Source organism: Candidatus Methanodesulfokora washburnensis (genome assembly GCF_003947435.1).
Classification (GTDB): domain Archaea; phylum Korarchaeota; class Korarchaeia; order Korarchaeales; family Korarchaeaceae; genus Methanodesulfokora; species Methanodesulfokora washburnensis.
The window spans coordinates 1-15,230 of record NZ_RCOS01000075.1; the positions used below are offsets into that span (position 1 = coordinate 1).

Below are 15,230 nucleotides of genomic sequence, written 5' to 3' on the forward strand. Positions count from 1 at the left end.
GAGAGAAGAGGGCTGGATACTGTTGTGACGAAGCTTTCTGGCAGCAAGGCTGAGGAAGTAAGGAGGTATCTGGAGGAAGGAGGAACTCTGGGCGAGGCCTGGTACAGTGGAGTCATCAGCTGATCTCATTTTGGTCATTGTTGAAGGCCCTACAGACAAGGCCTTTCTTGAGAACCTGTGCAGAAGACTTAAATTTCTCTGCAAGGTGCTGATAATGAGAGGAAATAGACCAGAAAAAGCTGCAAGGCTTATCAGGACATTCAACGCGAGAAAAAAGTTCGTGCTCAAAGATCTTCATTGTTTAAATCCCGATTTTGTTGAAAGGATAAAGAATGAGCTAAGAAGGCTGGATGCTCATGTGGTGCCCATTAGGCACTCTGTGGAGGCTTGGATACTAGCAGGTTTGGGCATGAGATCGGCTGAGAATTTGATGGATCCGGAAGAGGAGCTAAAAAGAAGAGGTATAATGAAGACCCCAGGAAAATACGGACAGCTGGCTGAGGGCATCGATATAGATCTTGCTATGAAATATTCGTCATCGTTCAGCGAGTTCCTTACAAAGATGAGGGATTCCTAAATGTCTGAGGAGCTTCAAGGGCTTGAGAAGGTGTTTGAGAAAGCAGGGCAAGAGGAACCGCAAGACAGGATAGCGATTACGACATAGCTGTTCTCTTCAATAAGCCCGTGACCGTGATGGATGAAATAAGGCTTGCTATAGAGATATCAGATGCCATAGGGGTTCCGGCGGATAAAGTGGATGTGGTTGCACTGGACATAGCTGATGATGCGTTGAAAGCAAGAGTTCTCCAAGAAGGCAAGCTAATATACATAAGGGATAAGGAAACGCTGAAAGCTTCTTTCCTGTTAGATGGGAATATGTAACATCTTTCATATTTGCTATCAGCAGCTTAAGCTGCAATACCTATGTTCCAAAAGCCCTGTCACCAGCATCTCCAAGACCGGGAACGATATACCCTTTGTCGTTCAGCTCTGGATCAACAGCTATGGTGAAGAGCTTCAGATCTATGTTTGCCTCTGCGGCAAACTTTCCAAGTTTCTCTATAGCTACCGGTGTTGAGATCACCGAAGCAATATAGTACTTTTTTGCCCTTCCCCTCTTTAATAGCTCCTTTAAGGCTGCAATTAGTGTAGAACCTGTGGCAACCATAACATCGCTGATTATCAGGATTTCATCTCCATTCATCTCGGGAACCTTGACATAATTTACCTCAATATCGAACTCTCTGTTGTGCATGCCTTTTTCCTCTGCCCTTCTGGCTGCAATAACTCCCTGTTTAGCTGAGTAGAATATCTTCACTAAACCCTCTGTCAGGGGCCAAGCTGCCCTTAGAACAGTTACTATGCAGACTTTTTCGAAGTCCTTTATCCTTATTCCCTTGTAAATGGTGCCAAGCGGTGTCTCGACAAGCTTCTCCTCTGTTTCAAAGTCTTCAACTATTTCCAGCCCTAGCACTCTTCCAAGGCGCACAAGTCCTTTTCTGAACTCTACTTGGCTCGTCTCCTTGCTCCGCAACTGCGTCAGAACTTCTTGGGCATACTTCTTATTTACTGCCCTATATTCGAACAAGAAACCCCTCCCAGCGACTCTGAAATTTAGATATAAATATTTTTTTTCACTGGTCTAAGGATCTCGTGATATCTTCTTGGATGCCCAAAAGTCTAATTCATCTATAATCAGCCCACATGCTCGCTTTTCAAACCCTCCTTTAATGCTACCTCATGAAGGGACTTGTCTGCAGTGTAGAATTTCTCTGAGCTCACCTGCTTGGCGGAAAGTATCTGCAATGCATCAGCTTGATAAATGTGATATTTTTCTATCAAACTCCATGCTTGTTTGAGGAGACCTGTCCTCACAGGAATTACCCTTATGATCCTCAGCCTTATGAGTCTAAGCGTTTCACCAAGAAACTGGGCTCTTGCCTTCAAGTAACTCTCGCTGCTTAGCCACCGCCTCCTATGATACTTGTCGAGAACGCCTAGTGCCTCACCAATGTTCCAAGCAGAGAAAGATAACAGCACATCTCCGCTGAGCGCTTTTTCATATACCTCGTTCACTAAAGTGCTTCCTGGCTCCTCAACGTAGCGCTTAACAATAGCACTTGTGTCCAGATAAACCAGCATTTTTAAAGCCTCGAGTCCCTCAGCTCTCTCACAGCCTTCCCTGCGTCTGTCTGGACCTCAGGCTTGACGGGGGTTACTGCTAAAGGAGGCTTCTCAGAACCCAGCAGCTCTTCTAGAGCCTCTATTATCAAATCCTCACAAAGCTCCTCCTCTATGGCCTCTTCCACAGCTTCACTAAGACCTTTTAGTCCTCCCTCGCCCACAACTTTCGTCTTAAATCTCTCCCAGAGGCTTCTATTGATGACTATGCTTGTCTTTATCTTCTCAACCATGTTCCCTAAATACTCTATGGAGTAATGCTGTATTTAAGGTTTTGTTTAATATTTCAGAGGACCTTCATGTAAAGGCATTATCTGACTTAAGTTCGCAGACTGGAAAGAAATGTGAGTAAAAATTTCTAAATTATCTGCTGTATTCTCGCGGAAACACGATAGAATGAAGTAGAAAACGTTAACAATGATAATTCGGATGAAAGCAAAAAGTATACGAAAGAATTGGAAATGCAAATCGATAGTCAGAGCAAGATCTGCTATGCCAGTACAGCTTTGAGAGTTCTCAAGTTTTGGAGACCATGATGCATTTGTCTACTATTGCCCTTCTGTGCTCCTCCAAGCTCTCGCCCTTGCAAATTCCTCAACCTCTTTCGGTGTAAGTTCCCCGAGCTCCTCTAAAATAGCAAGGTACTCCTTTAGGGAACTGCAAGGAGCTAATCGCTCAACAGCCGACAGAATGCGCTCTTTCGAGGCTGAGAGCAGGACCACGCCGTCAACCTCGACCATGTAGAGCTTCAAACCCACCAACCTCCTTGAGAGGTAAATCCTGCCCTTCATGTCAACTCTCCTAACATTTACTCCCTCCGCAGTCCCACCTATGCTTGTTTTAGCTCCGCACATAAAAGCTTTGTCTCACATACAAGCGAGAGGCTGTTCAGCCTTCAAAGATTTTTTACAAAGCTCCGCTTCAAGTAATTATTTTTCTTGAGAAATAAAGGCGAGACGCATAAAGAGGACTAGGAGGTTTCTGGAGCAGAACACTAGGCATCATAAAGATAGTAAGAACCAATGCAGATATAATGTGGCCATTTATTGCAGGTTATATTGCAGAAAAGCTGGCTCGTCATGATCCGTTCGTGCACTTCAGTAAAATGGAAGGACAGAAAATGTTAAAATATAGCACTGGCGAAAACCCTGTGGCAAGAAAGATCGTGCTCAACGATGTGCTTCCAAAGCTTAGGGCTCTCTTCAATGAAATGAAGGGAGTTAAAGTGGCAATCCTGTTCGGTTCCATTGCCAGAGATGGAGCAAGCTCTCACGATGTCGACATAGCCTTGTTAGGTGAGGAGAACCTGCTTTATCTCGGATATGTTGTATCAAAGGTTGCAGAAGCCCTTGGCATAAGCGAGGATCAAGTGGATGTGGTGAGCATGAATCAGTGCAATCCCATTTTTCTGTCAAGAATACTGGAGGAGGGAGTTTTGATAAAGGGGGAGCCTGAAGCCGTTGAAAAGCTTTTAGAGAAGGCTCAGAGATCTCCAGATGCGATTATAGAGCTGAGAATGTGGTCAAATATCGATCCAAAGCTCGATAAAACAATAATAACCTCAAGAGTTGAGGAGATCAGGAGAGATGCTGGCTTCATCAAAAGCGAAATACTGTGCAAGAGGGTTGAGGATCTCGATTACAAGGAAATTCTGGCACTGGAGAGGGCAATGCTGAGGATAATAGAGTCAATTCTCGATATATGCAGGCATCTTGTCTCAGTCTACTCTCTGGGACTTGTGGAAAGATATGGAGAATATCCAAGAAGACTGGCTGAAGCGAAAAAGATGCCAAAAGATATAGCCGAAGAGATAGAGAAGCTTGCTGGACTGAGGAACATACTTGTGCACCTGAAAGTCAGGAGGGAGATGCTTTATGATGCAGCAAAAAACACCGTTAATGAAATAATTAATAGGTTTATGGAATGGATCACATCGCACTGCTGTATGGGATCTTTAAAAATATTTTTGCCATCCTGATGGCCTTCTTCTTAAATTCTCAAGTAAGCGAAAGATTTTTATATTTTGTCTCTATATCTTCCTAAGCTGAAGCAAAACAAAAAAGAACTAAGGTGATAAAAACAATCCCTCCAAGGTCTGAATGTCCTGCCTCCTCCAAGCTTTACGGCTTGATGGGGAGCCAGGGCATGTCAGATGGAGGGGTGAATAACGGGGCCATTTGGCCCCCTTTCAGCTTTGCACGCCGAACACCACACATCGAACTTTAGGGAGAGCATGCGCGCGCTTTTATGGCAGAAAGAATAAATACATTCTGTGCCTTGACTGCGTTCTACTAAGAATTTTACGCTGAAGTCCCTGTTATGCCAAAGTTGGCTTCGGATGATTGGAAGGAATGGCTTGAGTACGCTAAGAGTGATCATGATGAAGCTATTTCTGCGCTTAATAGGAGCTCTTTTAAAGAGGCATGCTTTCATGCCCAGCAATCATGTGAGAAGTTGCTAAAGGCTATCCTGATTAAGAAAGGCATGTTCATACCAATACATGACTTAATGGAGCTGGCACAGGAAGCTGGTGTTGAAGAGCCCCTATTGACTAAGTTATCGAAGTTGACTATTCACTACCCTAGATATCCTGATGCAGCCAGAAAAGCTAAGATGAAATATGATTTAAGGTATGATTTAAGGATCGCTAAAGAATGTGTTGAGGTCATGAGAGAATTATGGGATGCGTTAGGAAAATACTTAGAATAGATATAGGAAAAATCTGGGATGGAAGGCCAGCGATAGAGCACCTAGCAAATTACATAGAACAATTATCCAAGCTTACGAACGTAAGAGCCGTGGTGGTTATCGGTTCTAGGGCTAGTGGAACTTGGAAGTTAAGCAGCGATATAGATGCCATTGTAGTTGTGGATAAAGCTGTATCATATACCGAACTTCCACCTCCTGGAGTAGTGGACCCAAGAATATACACAGTAAAAGAGCTGTTTGAGGCCATAAATGCGGCTGAATATGAGCTCATAGAAGCATTTGAGGAGGGAAAAGTAGTATACGATGATGGAATATGGAAGGAAATGCTAAAAACATACGAGGAAGTTAAAGAAAGGCTAAAGATACGTAGATACAAGAAGGGATGGAGAATACATGCAGAAGCAAAGACATAGTTCTGTGACTACGTTTAGAAGATCTAAGTTAGTTCAATTCTGCGCGCATCTTAAAATTAGTTATAATGAATTGTAAAAGCAGATTATGTCCAGCACAAAACTTATCTTATCCTCTTCTTAAGGGTTATCAAAGAAACCTAGTAGAGGTGGTTATTGCTGAATGAAACCTGTAATGATAGTTGCTGGAACAAGACCGGAGATAATAAAGCTAGCCTCAGTAATTGAAAGCTTAGAAAAGCTTAATATAGATTATCTCTTCATCTGGACGGGACAGCATTATGATTATGAGCTCAGCAGGATATTTTTTGAACAATTTAAACTGCCTGAGCCCGATGAAGTTTTACAGGTAGGGAGTGGAACGCATGCCGAACAAACTGCTAAAATTATGCTTGGACTTGAAAAATTGATTAAAAAACATTCGCCTGCTATTGTAACAGCTGAAGGTGACACCAATACTGTTGTGGCAACAGCGCTTACGTCACTAAAATGTTTAGTTCCCTTTGCCCATGTTGAGGCAGGACTTAGAAGTTGGAATATGGTTATGCCTGAAGAGGTGAATAGGAAAATAGCAGATACTGTGGCAACTGTGCACTTTGCTCCAACAAAGCTGTCTTTGATTAATCTCTTGTTTGAAGGAATATGTCCGAAAAATATTTATTTAACTGGAAACACAATTGTAGATATTTTATGCAAATATAAAAATTTAGTGAAGGAAAAAGGGGAGGCCTTTCTTTCAGAGGTAGGTCTAGATAAAAACAATTACATTCTAGTAACGTTACATAGAGCTGAGAACACGGACAATCCTCAGAGGCTTGGAAATATTTTAAAGGCGCTTAAATATCTTTCGCAACAGTATAATATTATTTTCCCGGCTCACCCGCGCACAAAAAACCGGATAATGGAGCTGGGTTTAGCAAAGTATCTTCAAAAAGTAAGGATAATAAAACCTTTAGGTTATTTTGAGTTTCTCTCCCTTTTAGCTAACTGTAAAACAGTGCTAACAGACAGCGGGGGAGTCCAAGAGGAAGCCTTTATATTAAAAGTTCCAACAGTAACTCTCCGGTATAATACAGAAAGACCGGAGACAACCATGTATGGTCTAAATAAGCTTGCAGGAGCCGATACAGAATTAATTGTGAGGTTAACTTTACAGCAGATTGGGTATGCAGAAAAAATGAGAACATTAGATATTAAAAATCCGTTTGGAGATGGGCATGCCGGGGAGAGAATAGCAAGAATATTAAAGGAATTCTCCGAAAAAGAGATTGCAATCGAAGAGCCTGATCTAAGAGAAACTCCGGTAGTTACCTATGCTCTACTCGATGATAGAACAGGTATTGATTCTATTTTTGAACCAATAATTGGCTTCAATGAAGATGGAGAACCATGCATTCAGGCAAAAGATTATTGGAAGTTGCTTGCTAAGGTTAGGAGGAGCTATTACCGAGACGAATAATCTTTTAATCTCGGGCAGTGATTATACGAAGCCATTTATAAAAGTATTGGCATATTGATTGTTAAAAATAACCAACTGTTCAATGAAATATACGAGAGATTTTAAAAATTGGGTGATAAGCTTTTTAATAGCGGATTCATTATAAAAGGGGAAATAAATGCGGGTGCTTCTCACATCCACTGATAATCCCTATATAACGCATCTCGGCGGGAAGCACATTCATATGCTATTATTAGAAAGGGGATTAAGGAGACTGAGAGTAGACGTTACTACACTTTATTATAATAAGAGAAATTTAGGAGAATTAATTAAATGGAGTTTACTACCTATTTTAGGAGATAAACATGGTTATAGGCGGAAACTCTGGTGGAAAATAAATTATCTAAGGAGACATATCCCGAAAGCCTATATGATCGATATAATCCATGCCCATGATGTTCTATCAATGATAAGTGTAGCTGAAGAGAAACAGAAAAAGGTGTTAACTCTTCACGGTTATTTTTCAAAAGAAAATATAGAATTTATAAAGAATAAAAAAGTTCGTGAAGAATTATATCCATACCTCTTGCAACTTGAGGAAGAGGGGGTAAATATTGCAGATTACGTGATTACCGTTGATAAGAGGCTGAAGGAGTATATTATTTCAGAATTTGATTATCCAGCTGACAGAATTGCTGTAGTGCATAATGCCGTAGATACAGATCTGTTCAGGCCAATTTCTGAGGAGAAACAGAGGAAATTAAAGAAGATGTTTGGATTTGCCGAAGAAGACATTATTATCTTAGTGCCGAGAAGACTTGTCGAGAAGAATGGCGTAATTTATGGAGTTCTATCAATGAAATATATACAAAATAAAAAATTAAAAATGATAATAGCTGGAGACGGACCAGAGAAAAGTAAAATAGCTAAAGAAGCAAAAGGGGACAACAGAATCCATTTTATTGGATCAATCCCGCATAAAGATATCTTTCAGTACTATATGATGGCGGATATTATTCTCATACCATCAATAACCTCGCATGAAGTCCAAGAAGCAACATCGCTTGCCATGCTTGAAGGAATGGCATCCGGAAAAGTCGTAATATGCTCTAATATAGGTGGTATGCGAGAAATTGTTAAGCACATGGAGAATGGCATATTAGTGAATGAAAAAGACCCAGAAGAGATAGCAAGGGCCATCGAGATTATGCTAAATAATAAAAATTTAATGGATAAAATAGGCGAAAATGCAAGAAGCTATGTGGTAAAGAATCACTCTTTTCTGGCTCATGCTCAGAAAGTATTGAATATATATACGAAGCTATTGGAGGAAGAACGATGATATTAGATGTAGGTTCGGGATGCGATGAACTTGACATAGCAAGAGGAGATATCAGTATAGATCTATGTAAAGCACCTAGAAACAATCCACGGAATTTTATTTGCGCAGATGCTCATCATCTTCCATTCAGAGAAGAAGTTTTTGATAGAGTATGTATGTATGAGGTTATTGAACATTTAGAGAATCCATTATTATGTTTAAGGGAAATATATAGAATTTTAAAACAAGGAGGAACAATAGAAGTGAGCACACCGAATATTTTCCACTGGAGGATATTGTTGAGACAAATGAGGGGGCTATCACAAATTTTGAGCGATTATGGTCACATAGCCTGCTGGACAAAAACTGAGATGCAAAATATTCTATTAAGAAGCGGATTTTCTATCATTCAATTCAAGTATCTGACTCTTCCAAATGTTCTCACACCTCACAGAATATTAGACCATATTGCAAGGATGATTTTGCCTAGTGCAATAGCTGAGAGAAACCTCCTGACTATTGCTAGAAAAATAGGAGGGGCAAAAAAATGAGAGGTGATGTAAAGGTCTCTATCTTGATGCCTGTTTACAATGGTGCTAAATATATACATAATGCAATAGAGAGTGTTTTAAACCAAACCATTAAAAGTTGGGAATTAATAATAGTGGATGATGGTTCTACGGATAACACGCCAAGTATCGTCAGAGAATTTAACGATGATAGGATTGTTTATCTTCGGAGAGAAGAAAACGGAGGACAACTAAATGCATTGATGGATGGCGTTAAGTTTGTAAGAGGTAAGTTTATTACAATGTTACATTCCGATGATGTACTTCTGGATAAAAAAGCACTTGAAAGAAACGTTTTATATTTGCAAAACTGCAATTATGATGGTGTTTTTGCTGACTTATGGAAGATTAATGAAAATGGAGAGATCATTGGAATTGCAAGAACTTGCAGATCGATAGATCTCTCCTCGCCAGCGGTTTTATTTTTAAGAGGAGGATCAAATATAGTTCCTGATATATTCTTTGTTAAAACTATGTGTTTCAAACATATTATTTCTACATACATAACATGGAATATACCGTATTGGCTAAAGTTTGAGGAAAAGTTTATTAATGTTTTGAGGTTGAGAAAAGTTGAACCATGGTATAAATATCGACTACACCCAGAAAACTATGTTAGATCTGAAGTAGGAAGGTTTGAAACTACTAATGGATGTTTAAGGAGTGTGATTGAAGTAGGAAAAAGGTTGAGGTTTCCGCTTTTAAGATTTCAGAGACTATCTATTAAAATATTAAAAGATTTAAAACCTTTGTTCGTATATAAACCTAGCCCTCCTAGGGACCTAAAGGACATGATTTTATATACTCTAGGTCGTTATTATAAAGAAATTCCAAAAAATCCTTATTTTGAATCTCTACTTGGGTTTTATGCAAATTTTCCGTCTAGTCGTGTGATAAAATTAGAGTTCGAGGGCCAGGAGAAAATATTTCAGGGAAAAGATGCAAGAATTTTCTTTAATCTTATTGAAAAAAGAAAAGATAAGATACCCTCTTACTTGAGCTATGTTCTCGAGGAAGCTGCTAATGGATTTGGAAAGGTTATCGTAAAGAATAGAGAAGACTATCAAAAAGCTGAAACTACAATGCGATTCTTAAATATATTAGCTCAGGTTGTTATCGAATAAAGGTAATTTATAGAAAGCTTCGCTCTACCTTTCTTCTTGATGTTACCAAAATATTTTTGAATTTCCCCACTTATATAAAGGAGAAAATCGTAATGAGGGATAACAGATGATAGCGATGATAAATGATTGTGCCTATGTTGGCGAGACATTGATAAAATATTTCCCTAAGGAAATAGAGGTAAGACACATAAGGAGAACTAGGAGTATCTGGAGCAAGACATTAGGCATAGCATATAAAATGATAAGAACCAACGCAGATGTATATCATGTCCACTATCTCCTTCAGGACTGCTATATAGCTGGAAAATTGGGAAAAGAACCTCTGATAGGACATGCCCATGGAAGCGACCTCAGAGTGGCGTTAAGACATCCTCTCTGGGGTAAAATGGTCAAGTATAATTTGAAGAAATGCGATAAAATTCTGGTGAGTACCCCTGACATTCTTGGAATAGCAAGGCAGTTCAGAGATGATGCAATATATCTTCCCAATCCGGTGGATATGCAGGTCTTCTACCCAAGGCCTGCTGAAAAACATGCAAGGAGGAGGGTGCTAATTGCATCTGATTCGAACTGGGATGTCAAAGGTACAGATATAGCAATAAGGGCATTGAGCAGGATAAAGGACAAAGTGGATGTGAGCATAATCGCTTACGGTAAAGATCTGGATAAAACACTGAGACTAGCTGAGAAACTTGGATTGCATCTGAACGTGCTTCCCAAGGTTCCTCACGAAGAGCTCAATAGATACTACTGGAACTCCGATGTAGTAATAGACAGATTTAGACTGGGATCCCTAGGAGTGGTCTCCTTGGAGGCAATAGCATGCGGAAGACCCGTTATAGCATACGTATCTTCAGAGTATGGGGAATACGGAGAATTCCCGCTGAAGGATATAGAAGAAGAGGAGGAGATAGCAGAGGCTATATTACATGCCGATGAAAAATTGTGGAGAGATGAATATGAGTACCTTATGAAAAATCACAACCCGAACATAGTTGTAGCTAGACTGCTGGAGGAATATGAGGAGATGCTAAGATGAGCCAATACTGTTATATAGACCAGAAGCATGGATATTCGCCAAAGGTGGGTCTTGAGGCAGGCCCTTAGATGAGCTTTTTTTTGAGTTATTATATTTTTAGACATCAATACTTTGGTTCCGACAAACAGCCTAGAAAGAATTATTAAAGTTCATGCTATGGCTGCTGGAGAGCATAATCACACTCTTATCCCGATAATAATTCCGACATATAATTCTGCAAGGACTCTTTCTAGATGCCTGAAGAGCATTGAGAATCAGACGTTGAAAAGCTATGAAGTGATGATAATAATAAATGGCTTGAGTAAAGATGAAACGAAGAGCATAGCCCTTAAATGGATCGAGCTAAATCCTTCCCACAGGTACATAGGGGTGGGAGCAGCAAGAGCATTATACAAGCATGGATCTTGCTCAGATCTCTTCAACAAGTACTTCTCCTCAGGCTCTCAGGAGAAAGCAAGGCTTATATCAAAATACAGACTTCTTATAGATCGGGCACGCAGGGATCTACAAACTCTTCTCCCATTGATGTTTTTAATCCCTCCCAAGGCTGTTGTCATGAGAATCGGCTTCTACCTACACAGAGTAAAGCCTTTATAAACTACAAATGTTTGCTGTACATGTTTATATTTCTTGGATTCATCACAGGAAATGCCCCTCTTCATCTTCCTCAGCCATGACGTGGACTGGCCCAGACATGGGCCTGGCATAGACCACATAATGGCCAGAAAGGAGAGGTTCGACGATGATATAATAAAAAGGGTTATAAATGAGGGTTATAATCCGTATTTTGGAATCCCCGAGCTTATGGATGCTGAGGACTCCCTTGACATGAGATCCACCTTTTTCTTCAGGCCCGTTTACGATGATGGAACTGATGTTGGCTGTTATTCCGATGTGATAAAAGAGCTTTTAAGCGAGGGATGGGAGATAGGAGTTCATTTAAATGATGTCTCCTCTGCCAACAGCATAAGAGCTCAAAAAGAGAAAATTGAGGAGGTCAGCGGCAGAACCTATGGATGCAGGGTTCACTACCTCAGGATAAAGGCTGATGATTACAGAAAGATAAGAGATGCAGGTTTTCTCTACGATTCCTCCCTTAAGAAGTTCAGGGATAGGATAGAGTTGGAGGACATGGGCCACTACATGATAGATGGAGTAACCGTGTTTCCTGTGGCGATAATGGATGCCTACCTCTTCACATACATGAACGTGAAGGAGGAGAAAGTGATCAACCTGTTTAATGATGCGATAAACAGAGCTATAAAGGGAGGGAAAAATGTGATAACAGTGCTATGGCATGATTCCTCCATAAAGATGAGGGGAGGGAGGGCATATAAAAAGGTCCTGGAGTTTCTTGCTTCAAGGCAGGATCTAGCCATAGTGAGAGGTGTTGATCTGTTGAGGAGGGTTTAAGATGGCCAGAGTTATAGTGACAGGATCGGGAGGAATAGGAGGGGTGAACTTTGTCAGGGCGTTGAGGCTTGCCGAAATAACAAAAAAGATCAAATATTTTATAGTTGGAACTGATTATAATGAATATCACATTTTATTTCCTCAAGTGGATTTGAGGATCAGATCCCCCAGACATGACGATCCATCGTTCATGCCCCTCCTTCTTGACATAGCGAAAAGGCATTCCATCCAGTTCCTGCACCCACATCCAAGCTCTGAGGCAAAAATAGTGTCGAAGAACAGGGATAAGCTTGATGAGATCGGGGTAAAATACTATCTTCCAAGGCCTGAGGAGATAGCTCCGGATAAGGGCACTATTTACGAGAGGATGAGAACAGGAAACGTGCCAGTTCCCTCAACTCTTTTTATAAATAGTCTTGATGACCTCGATAGTGCATTTAGCAAATTGGGATCCCCTCTCTGGATGAGGGCAAAGACAGGGGCTGGTGGAAGGCTCAGCTTAAAGGTAAACAGTGTAGAGGAAGCCAAGAGATGGATAGAACTAAACGTTTTGCAGGGGAGGGCAAAGCCAAGCGATTTTATAGTCCAGGAGTACCTGCCTGGAAGGGATCTGGCATTCGATTCCCTTTGGCACAATGGCAAGCTCATCACATCCTATGCTAGAGAGAGGCTTGAGTATCCCTTCACTCATATTTCTTTATCGGGTGTCACAGGGACTCCGACTGTTGCAAGGATTATCCACGATGGCAAGGTTACAGAAGTTGGAATAGCAGCTGTAAAGGCCCTGTCTCCAATGCCTCATGGCTTCTACTCAGTTGACATAAAAGAGGATGCTGATGGAAAGCCCAAGGTGACAGAGGTGGACGGAAAGTGGCACACAACAGCTCCTCTCTGGGGGTATGCCGTAAGCAGGCTGAAGAATGATATAATATATAATATAGCACATGTTTACATTGAGATAGGGCTTACTGATGAGATCCCGGATCTGCCCGAGAGAGATCTCTTTCCTGAGGGGATTTACCTGATAAGGCATATGGACTGTGGTGTCCTTTTAAAGTATAAGGAGGAGGTTCTGAGGGTCCTCTAATCTTCAGCGATCTATCCGAAGATAATCGAAGTTCAGGCTATTCTAATCCTGATAGGTTTTAACACTGCTCTCTCCGCGATGAAAGTCATGAACTCGTCCTCCTTCATCCCTTCTCAATTTCTCTGTGAGCTTTGAGGCAATAGGTACGAAAAGTGGAAATAAAAATCTTTCTGAATGCAATGAACCTAATGAAGGCTCTTAGAGAATTCTGCTACCAGATAAATTTTTAATCTGATGCAACAAGGGATTCAAGTGGCTGACAAGCAAGTGAAAGTCATTGCTCTCGACTTAGATGGAGTCATGACCCATCTCAACATAGACTGGAGAAAGGCTAAAGAGGCAGGTTCCTTGGTAGCAGGCCTCAGAATAGAGAGTCTCTTGGATTTCTGGAAGGAGAGCTTTGGAACTGATATATTCAGGAGAGTGAGCGATGCCATTAGAGAATTTGAGGAGGAGGCCGTTGACTCTGCTAAGCCGACAAAGGCAGTCGAATTTGTCAGGGAGGCAATGAAAAGAGGGAAAAAGGTTTATCTGGTGAGCATGCAGTCCAAGCCCTCTATTCTAAAGTTTCTGAGGAAATTTAACATTTCATTAACTGGAATATTTTCCAGAGAGGACTTTCCCACAAAGCTAGAAATGTTGAGGAGGATACTGGAGATAGAGGGAATAAAGCCATCAGAGCTCGTCTTTGTCGATGATCTAAGGAGAAATCTGGAAGAATGCAGAAAATTGGGGGTAATTTGTGTCCATGCAAGGGGAGAGGAGACTATAGAAGAGCTTTTCAAACTGATAGATTGATGTGCGCAGATGATATAGTATTTTATGCCATTAAGGAGCTCATGCTGGGCTTATGACAGATGATGAAAGGCCCAGGAGAAAAATAGGATCTTTCAATAATGTATCTGTTAATAAATAGCTGAGGAAAGAGATCTCCTCAGGAGGATTTCTTAAAGCTTAGGGAGGAGAAGAAAGGAACGAAGAATGCATAGCTTTAGATCAAAGCAATTATAAGTAGCACAGCGCAGATAATCGAATGCCCAAGATAAAACTCCCTAAAAGAACCCTCGATCACATTATCACTAGACATCCAGAGGTCGCAGCTTATATTCATAGGATAGTTGAAGCTGCTCAGGATCCAGATTTAGTTATTAAGGGATTAAGGGGTGAGCTTAAAGCATTAAAGTTTTATACTAATCTTCACATAGGACCTAAGTATTTAGTGGTTATCTACCGTGAGGTTCACAGGGAAAAGTTATTAAATTGCTTAACTTCTAGTATTGCTAAGGTTAAGGGCGAGATTATATGGAAAAAGTCGCTTTAAGCTTAAAAAGAATTAATTTAGAGTACGATGAAGACGCTGATGTGCTGTACATAAGTTTTGGGGAGCCTAGGGAAGCCAAGGACAGCATTGAGGTGGAGGACGGAGTGATATACCGGATTGCAGATAATGAAATAGTTGGCATAACAATAAGCGACTTCAAGGCTAGGATAGGAGGCAGATCAGCGAGATAAAGCTCATCAGACGCGATTTTTCACCTCCTTGGAACTTCAGCAACTCACCTGTGATTCCTACCTCTGAGGGGATGAAAATTCCTCGTTTACCATCTGAGACCTCCTTCATGGCCTGTCTCTCCGCTGCTTTCCTCAGGTCTCTGTCAAAGGAAAGATCACCAAGTAATTTTCCAGCAATTTGAATGGATCTTTCTTGTCATGATTCGCCCTCTCTAATCTGTTTTAATTTTACAGAACCATATGGTTTATAAAACTTTATTCAAGCAACTAAAAAGAGGGGACGGAGTAGTAATGCCAATATATGTCGTTTACCCTGTGGAACCGAATCTCCTTAAGCAGATTCTAGATCTTCTGGGGAAGCCCAAAATAGTGGAAATAAGCGTTTCAGTCGATGATGAAAGGCTTAGAGACATGCTCAAGCCGGATG

19 protein-coding genes and 1 pseudogene are annotated in these 15,230 nt (G+C 40.9%); 16 read left to right on the forward strand and 4 right to left on the reverse strand.

Annotated features, from left to right (window positions below; translation table 11 throughout):
- The first annotated feature begins 106 nt into the window (after positions 1-106).
- Both D6D85_RS05965 and D6D85_RS05970 read left to right on the forward strand, forming a co-directional pair.
- Positions 107-577, forward strand: coding sequence for a hypothetical protein (locus tag D6D85_RS05965; protein WP_125671160.1), 471 nt, complete (start codon positions 107-109; stop codon positions 575-577).
- 53 nt (positions 578-630) lie between these two features.
- Positions 631-882: pseudogene (locus D6D85_RS05970) on the forward strand (nucleotidyltransferase domain-containing protein); the annotation flags it as partial.
- Positions 883-922: 40 nt separating this feature from the next.
- Here the strand turns inward: D6D85_RS05970 and upp are convergent.
- The 4 genes from upp to D6D85_RS05990 form a co-directional block, all read right to left on the reverse strand.
- Positions 923-1,588: a uracil phosphoribosyltransferase gene (gene upp, locus D6D85_RS05975; RefSeq protein ID WP_125671162.1), complete on the reverse strand. Its 666-nt coding sequence runs from the start codon at positions 1,586-1,588 to the stop codon at positions 923-925.
- A 107-nt stretch (positions 1,589-1,695) separates the two neighbouring features.
- Positions 1,696-2,142 carry a type II toxin-antitoxin system VapC family toxin gene (locus D6D85_RS05980; RefSeq protein ID WP_125671163.1) on the reverse strand — a complete coding sequence of 149 codons (447 nt, stop codon included), beginning with the start codon at positions 2,140-2,142 and terminating at the stop codon, positions 1,696-1,698.
- A 2-nt stretch (positions 2,143-2,144) separates the two neighbouring features.
- A complete protein-coding gene (locus tag D6D85_RS05985) occupies positions 2,145-2,414 on the reverse strand; it encodes a hypothetical protein (RefSeq protein ID WP_125671164.1) in 270 nt (89 codons plus the stop codon).
- A gap of 315 nt (positions 2,415-2,729) precedes the next feature.
- The gene (locus D6D85_RS05990) at positions 2,730-3,035 is read right to left on the reverse strand and encodes a hypothetical protein (protein WP_125671165.1); all 306 of its coding nucleotides are present in this window, start codon (positions 3,033-3,035) and stop codon (positions 2,730-2,732) included.
- 296 nt (positions 3,036-3,331) lie between these two features.
- Here D6D85_RS05990 and D6D85_RS05995 point away from each other — a divergent pair, with 296 nt between their 5' ends.
- From D6D85_RS05995 to D6D85_RS06060, 14 genes are all read left to right on the forward strand, one after another.
- Positions 3,332-4,159, forward strand: a complete 828-nt coding sequence (locus D6D85_RS05995) for a HepT-like ribonuclease domain-containing protein (protein ID WP_237558771.1) — start codon at positions 3,332-3,334, stop codon at positions 4,157-4,159.
- A gap of 341 nt (positions 4,160-4,500) precedes the next feature.
- Positions 4,501-4,890: a HEPN domain-containing protein gene (locus tag D6D85_RS06000; RefSeq protein WP_125671167.1), complete on the forward strand. Its 390-nt coding sequence runs from the start codon at positions 4,501-4,503 to the stop codon at positions 4,888-4,890.
- Complete coding sequence (locus tag D6D85_RS06005) at positions 4,860-5,303, forward strand: nucleotidyltransferase domain-containing protein (protein WP_125671168.1); 444 nt, start codon at positions 4,860-4,862, stop codon at positions 5,301-5,303. Before D6D85_RS06000 ends, D6D85_RS06005 begins: the two co-directional genes overlap by 31 nt.
- 160 nt (positions 5,304-5,463) lie before the next feature.
- Positions 5,464-6,759, forward strand: a complete 1,296-nt coding sequence (gene wecB / locus D6D85_RS06010) for a non-hydrolyzing UDP-N-acetylglucosamine 2-epimerase (RefSeq protein WP_125671169.1) — start codon at positions 5,464-5,466, stop codon at positions 6,757-6,759.
- A gap of 157 nt (positions 6,760-6,916) precedes the next feature.
- Positions 6,917-8,080 carry a glycosyltransferase family 4 protein gene (locus D6D85_RS06015; protein ID WP_125671170.1) on the forward strand — a complete coding sequence of 388 codons (1,164 nt, stop codon included), beginning with the start codon at positions 6,917-6,919 and terminating at the stop codon, positions 8,078-8,080.
- Positions 8,077-8,610 (forward strand): class I SAM-dependent methyltransferase, encoded by a 534-nt coding sequence (locus D6D85_RS06020; RefSeq protein ID WP_125671171.1) that lies wholly within the window; start codon positions 8,077-8,079, stop codon positions 8,608-8,610. The genes D6D85_RS06015 and D6D85_RS06020 overlap by 4 nt, the downstream gene beginning before the upstream one ends.
- The gene (locus D6D85_RS06025; protein ID WP_125671172.1) at positions 8,607-9,752 is read left to right on the forward strand and encodes a glycosyltransferase family 2 protein; all 1,146 of its coding nucleotides are present in this window, start codon (positions 8,607-8,609) and stop codon (positions 9,750-9,752) included. Before D6D85_RS06020 ends, D6D85_RS06025 begins: the two co-directional genes overlap by 4 nt.
- Before the next feature lie 106 nt (positions 9,753-9,858).
- Positions 9,859-10,791: a glycosyltransferase gene (locus D6D85_RS06030; RefSeq protein WP_125671173.1), complete on the forward strand. Its 933-nt coding sequence runs from the start codon at positions 9,859-9,861 to the stop codon at positions 10,789-10,791.
- A gap of 111 nt (positions 10,792-10,902) precedes the next feature.
- On the forward strand, positions 10,903-11,388 hold the full coding sequence (locus tag D6D85_RS06035; RefSeq protein ID WP_125671174.1) for a glycosyltransferase family 2 protein: 486 nt from the start codon (positions 10,903-10,905) through the stop codon (positions 11,386-11,388).
- A gap of 33 nt (positions 11,389-11,421) precedes the next feature.
- Positions 11,422-12,204, forward strand: a complete 783-nt coding sequence (locus tag D6D85_RS06040) for a hypothetical protein (RefSeq protein WP_125671175.1) — start codon at positions 11,422-11,424, stop codon at positions 12,202-12,204.
- Position 12,205: 1 nt separating this feature from the next.
- Positions 12,206-13,291, forward strand: coding sequence for a hypothetical protein (locus tag D6D85_RS06045; RefSeq protein WP_125671176.1), 1,086 nt, complete (start codon positions 12,206-12,208; stop codon positions 13,289-13,291).
- A 252-nt stretch (positions 13,292-13,543) separates the two neighbouring features.
- On the forward strand, positions 13,544-14,089 hold the full coding sequence (locus tag D6D85_RS06050) for an HAD family hydrolase (protein ID WP_161969715.1): 546 nt from the start codon (positions 13,544-13,546) through the stop codon (positions 14,087-14,089).
- A 235-nt stretch (positions 14,090-14,324) separates the two neighbouring features.
- A complete protein-coding gene (locus D6D85_RS06055) occupies positions 14,325-14,612 on the forward strand; it encodes a hypothetical protein (RefSeq protein ID WP_125671178.1) in 288 nt (95 codons plus the stop codon).
- Positions 14,594-14,803 carry a DUF2283 domain-containing protein gene (locus D6D85_RS06060; RefSeq protein WP_125671179.1) on the forward strand — a complete coding sequence of 70 codons (210 nt, stop codon included), beginning with the start codon at positions 14,594-14,596 and terminating at the stop codon, positions 14,801-14,803. The genes D6D85_RS06055 and D6D85_RS06060 overlap by 19 nt, the downstream gene beginning before the upstream one ends.
- The last annotated feature ends 427 nt before the right edge of the window (positions 14,804-15,230 follow it).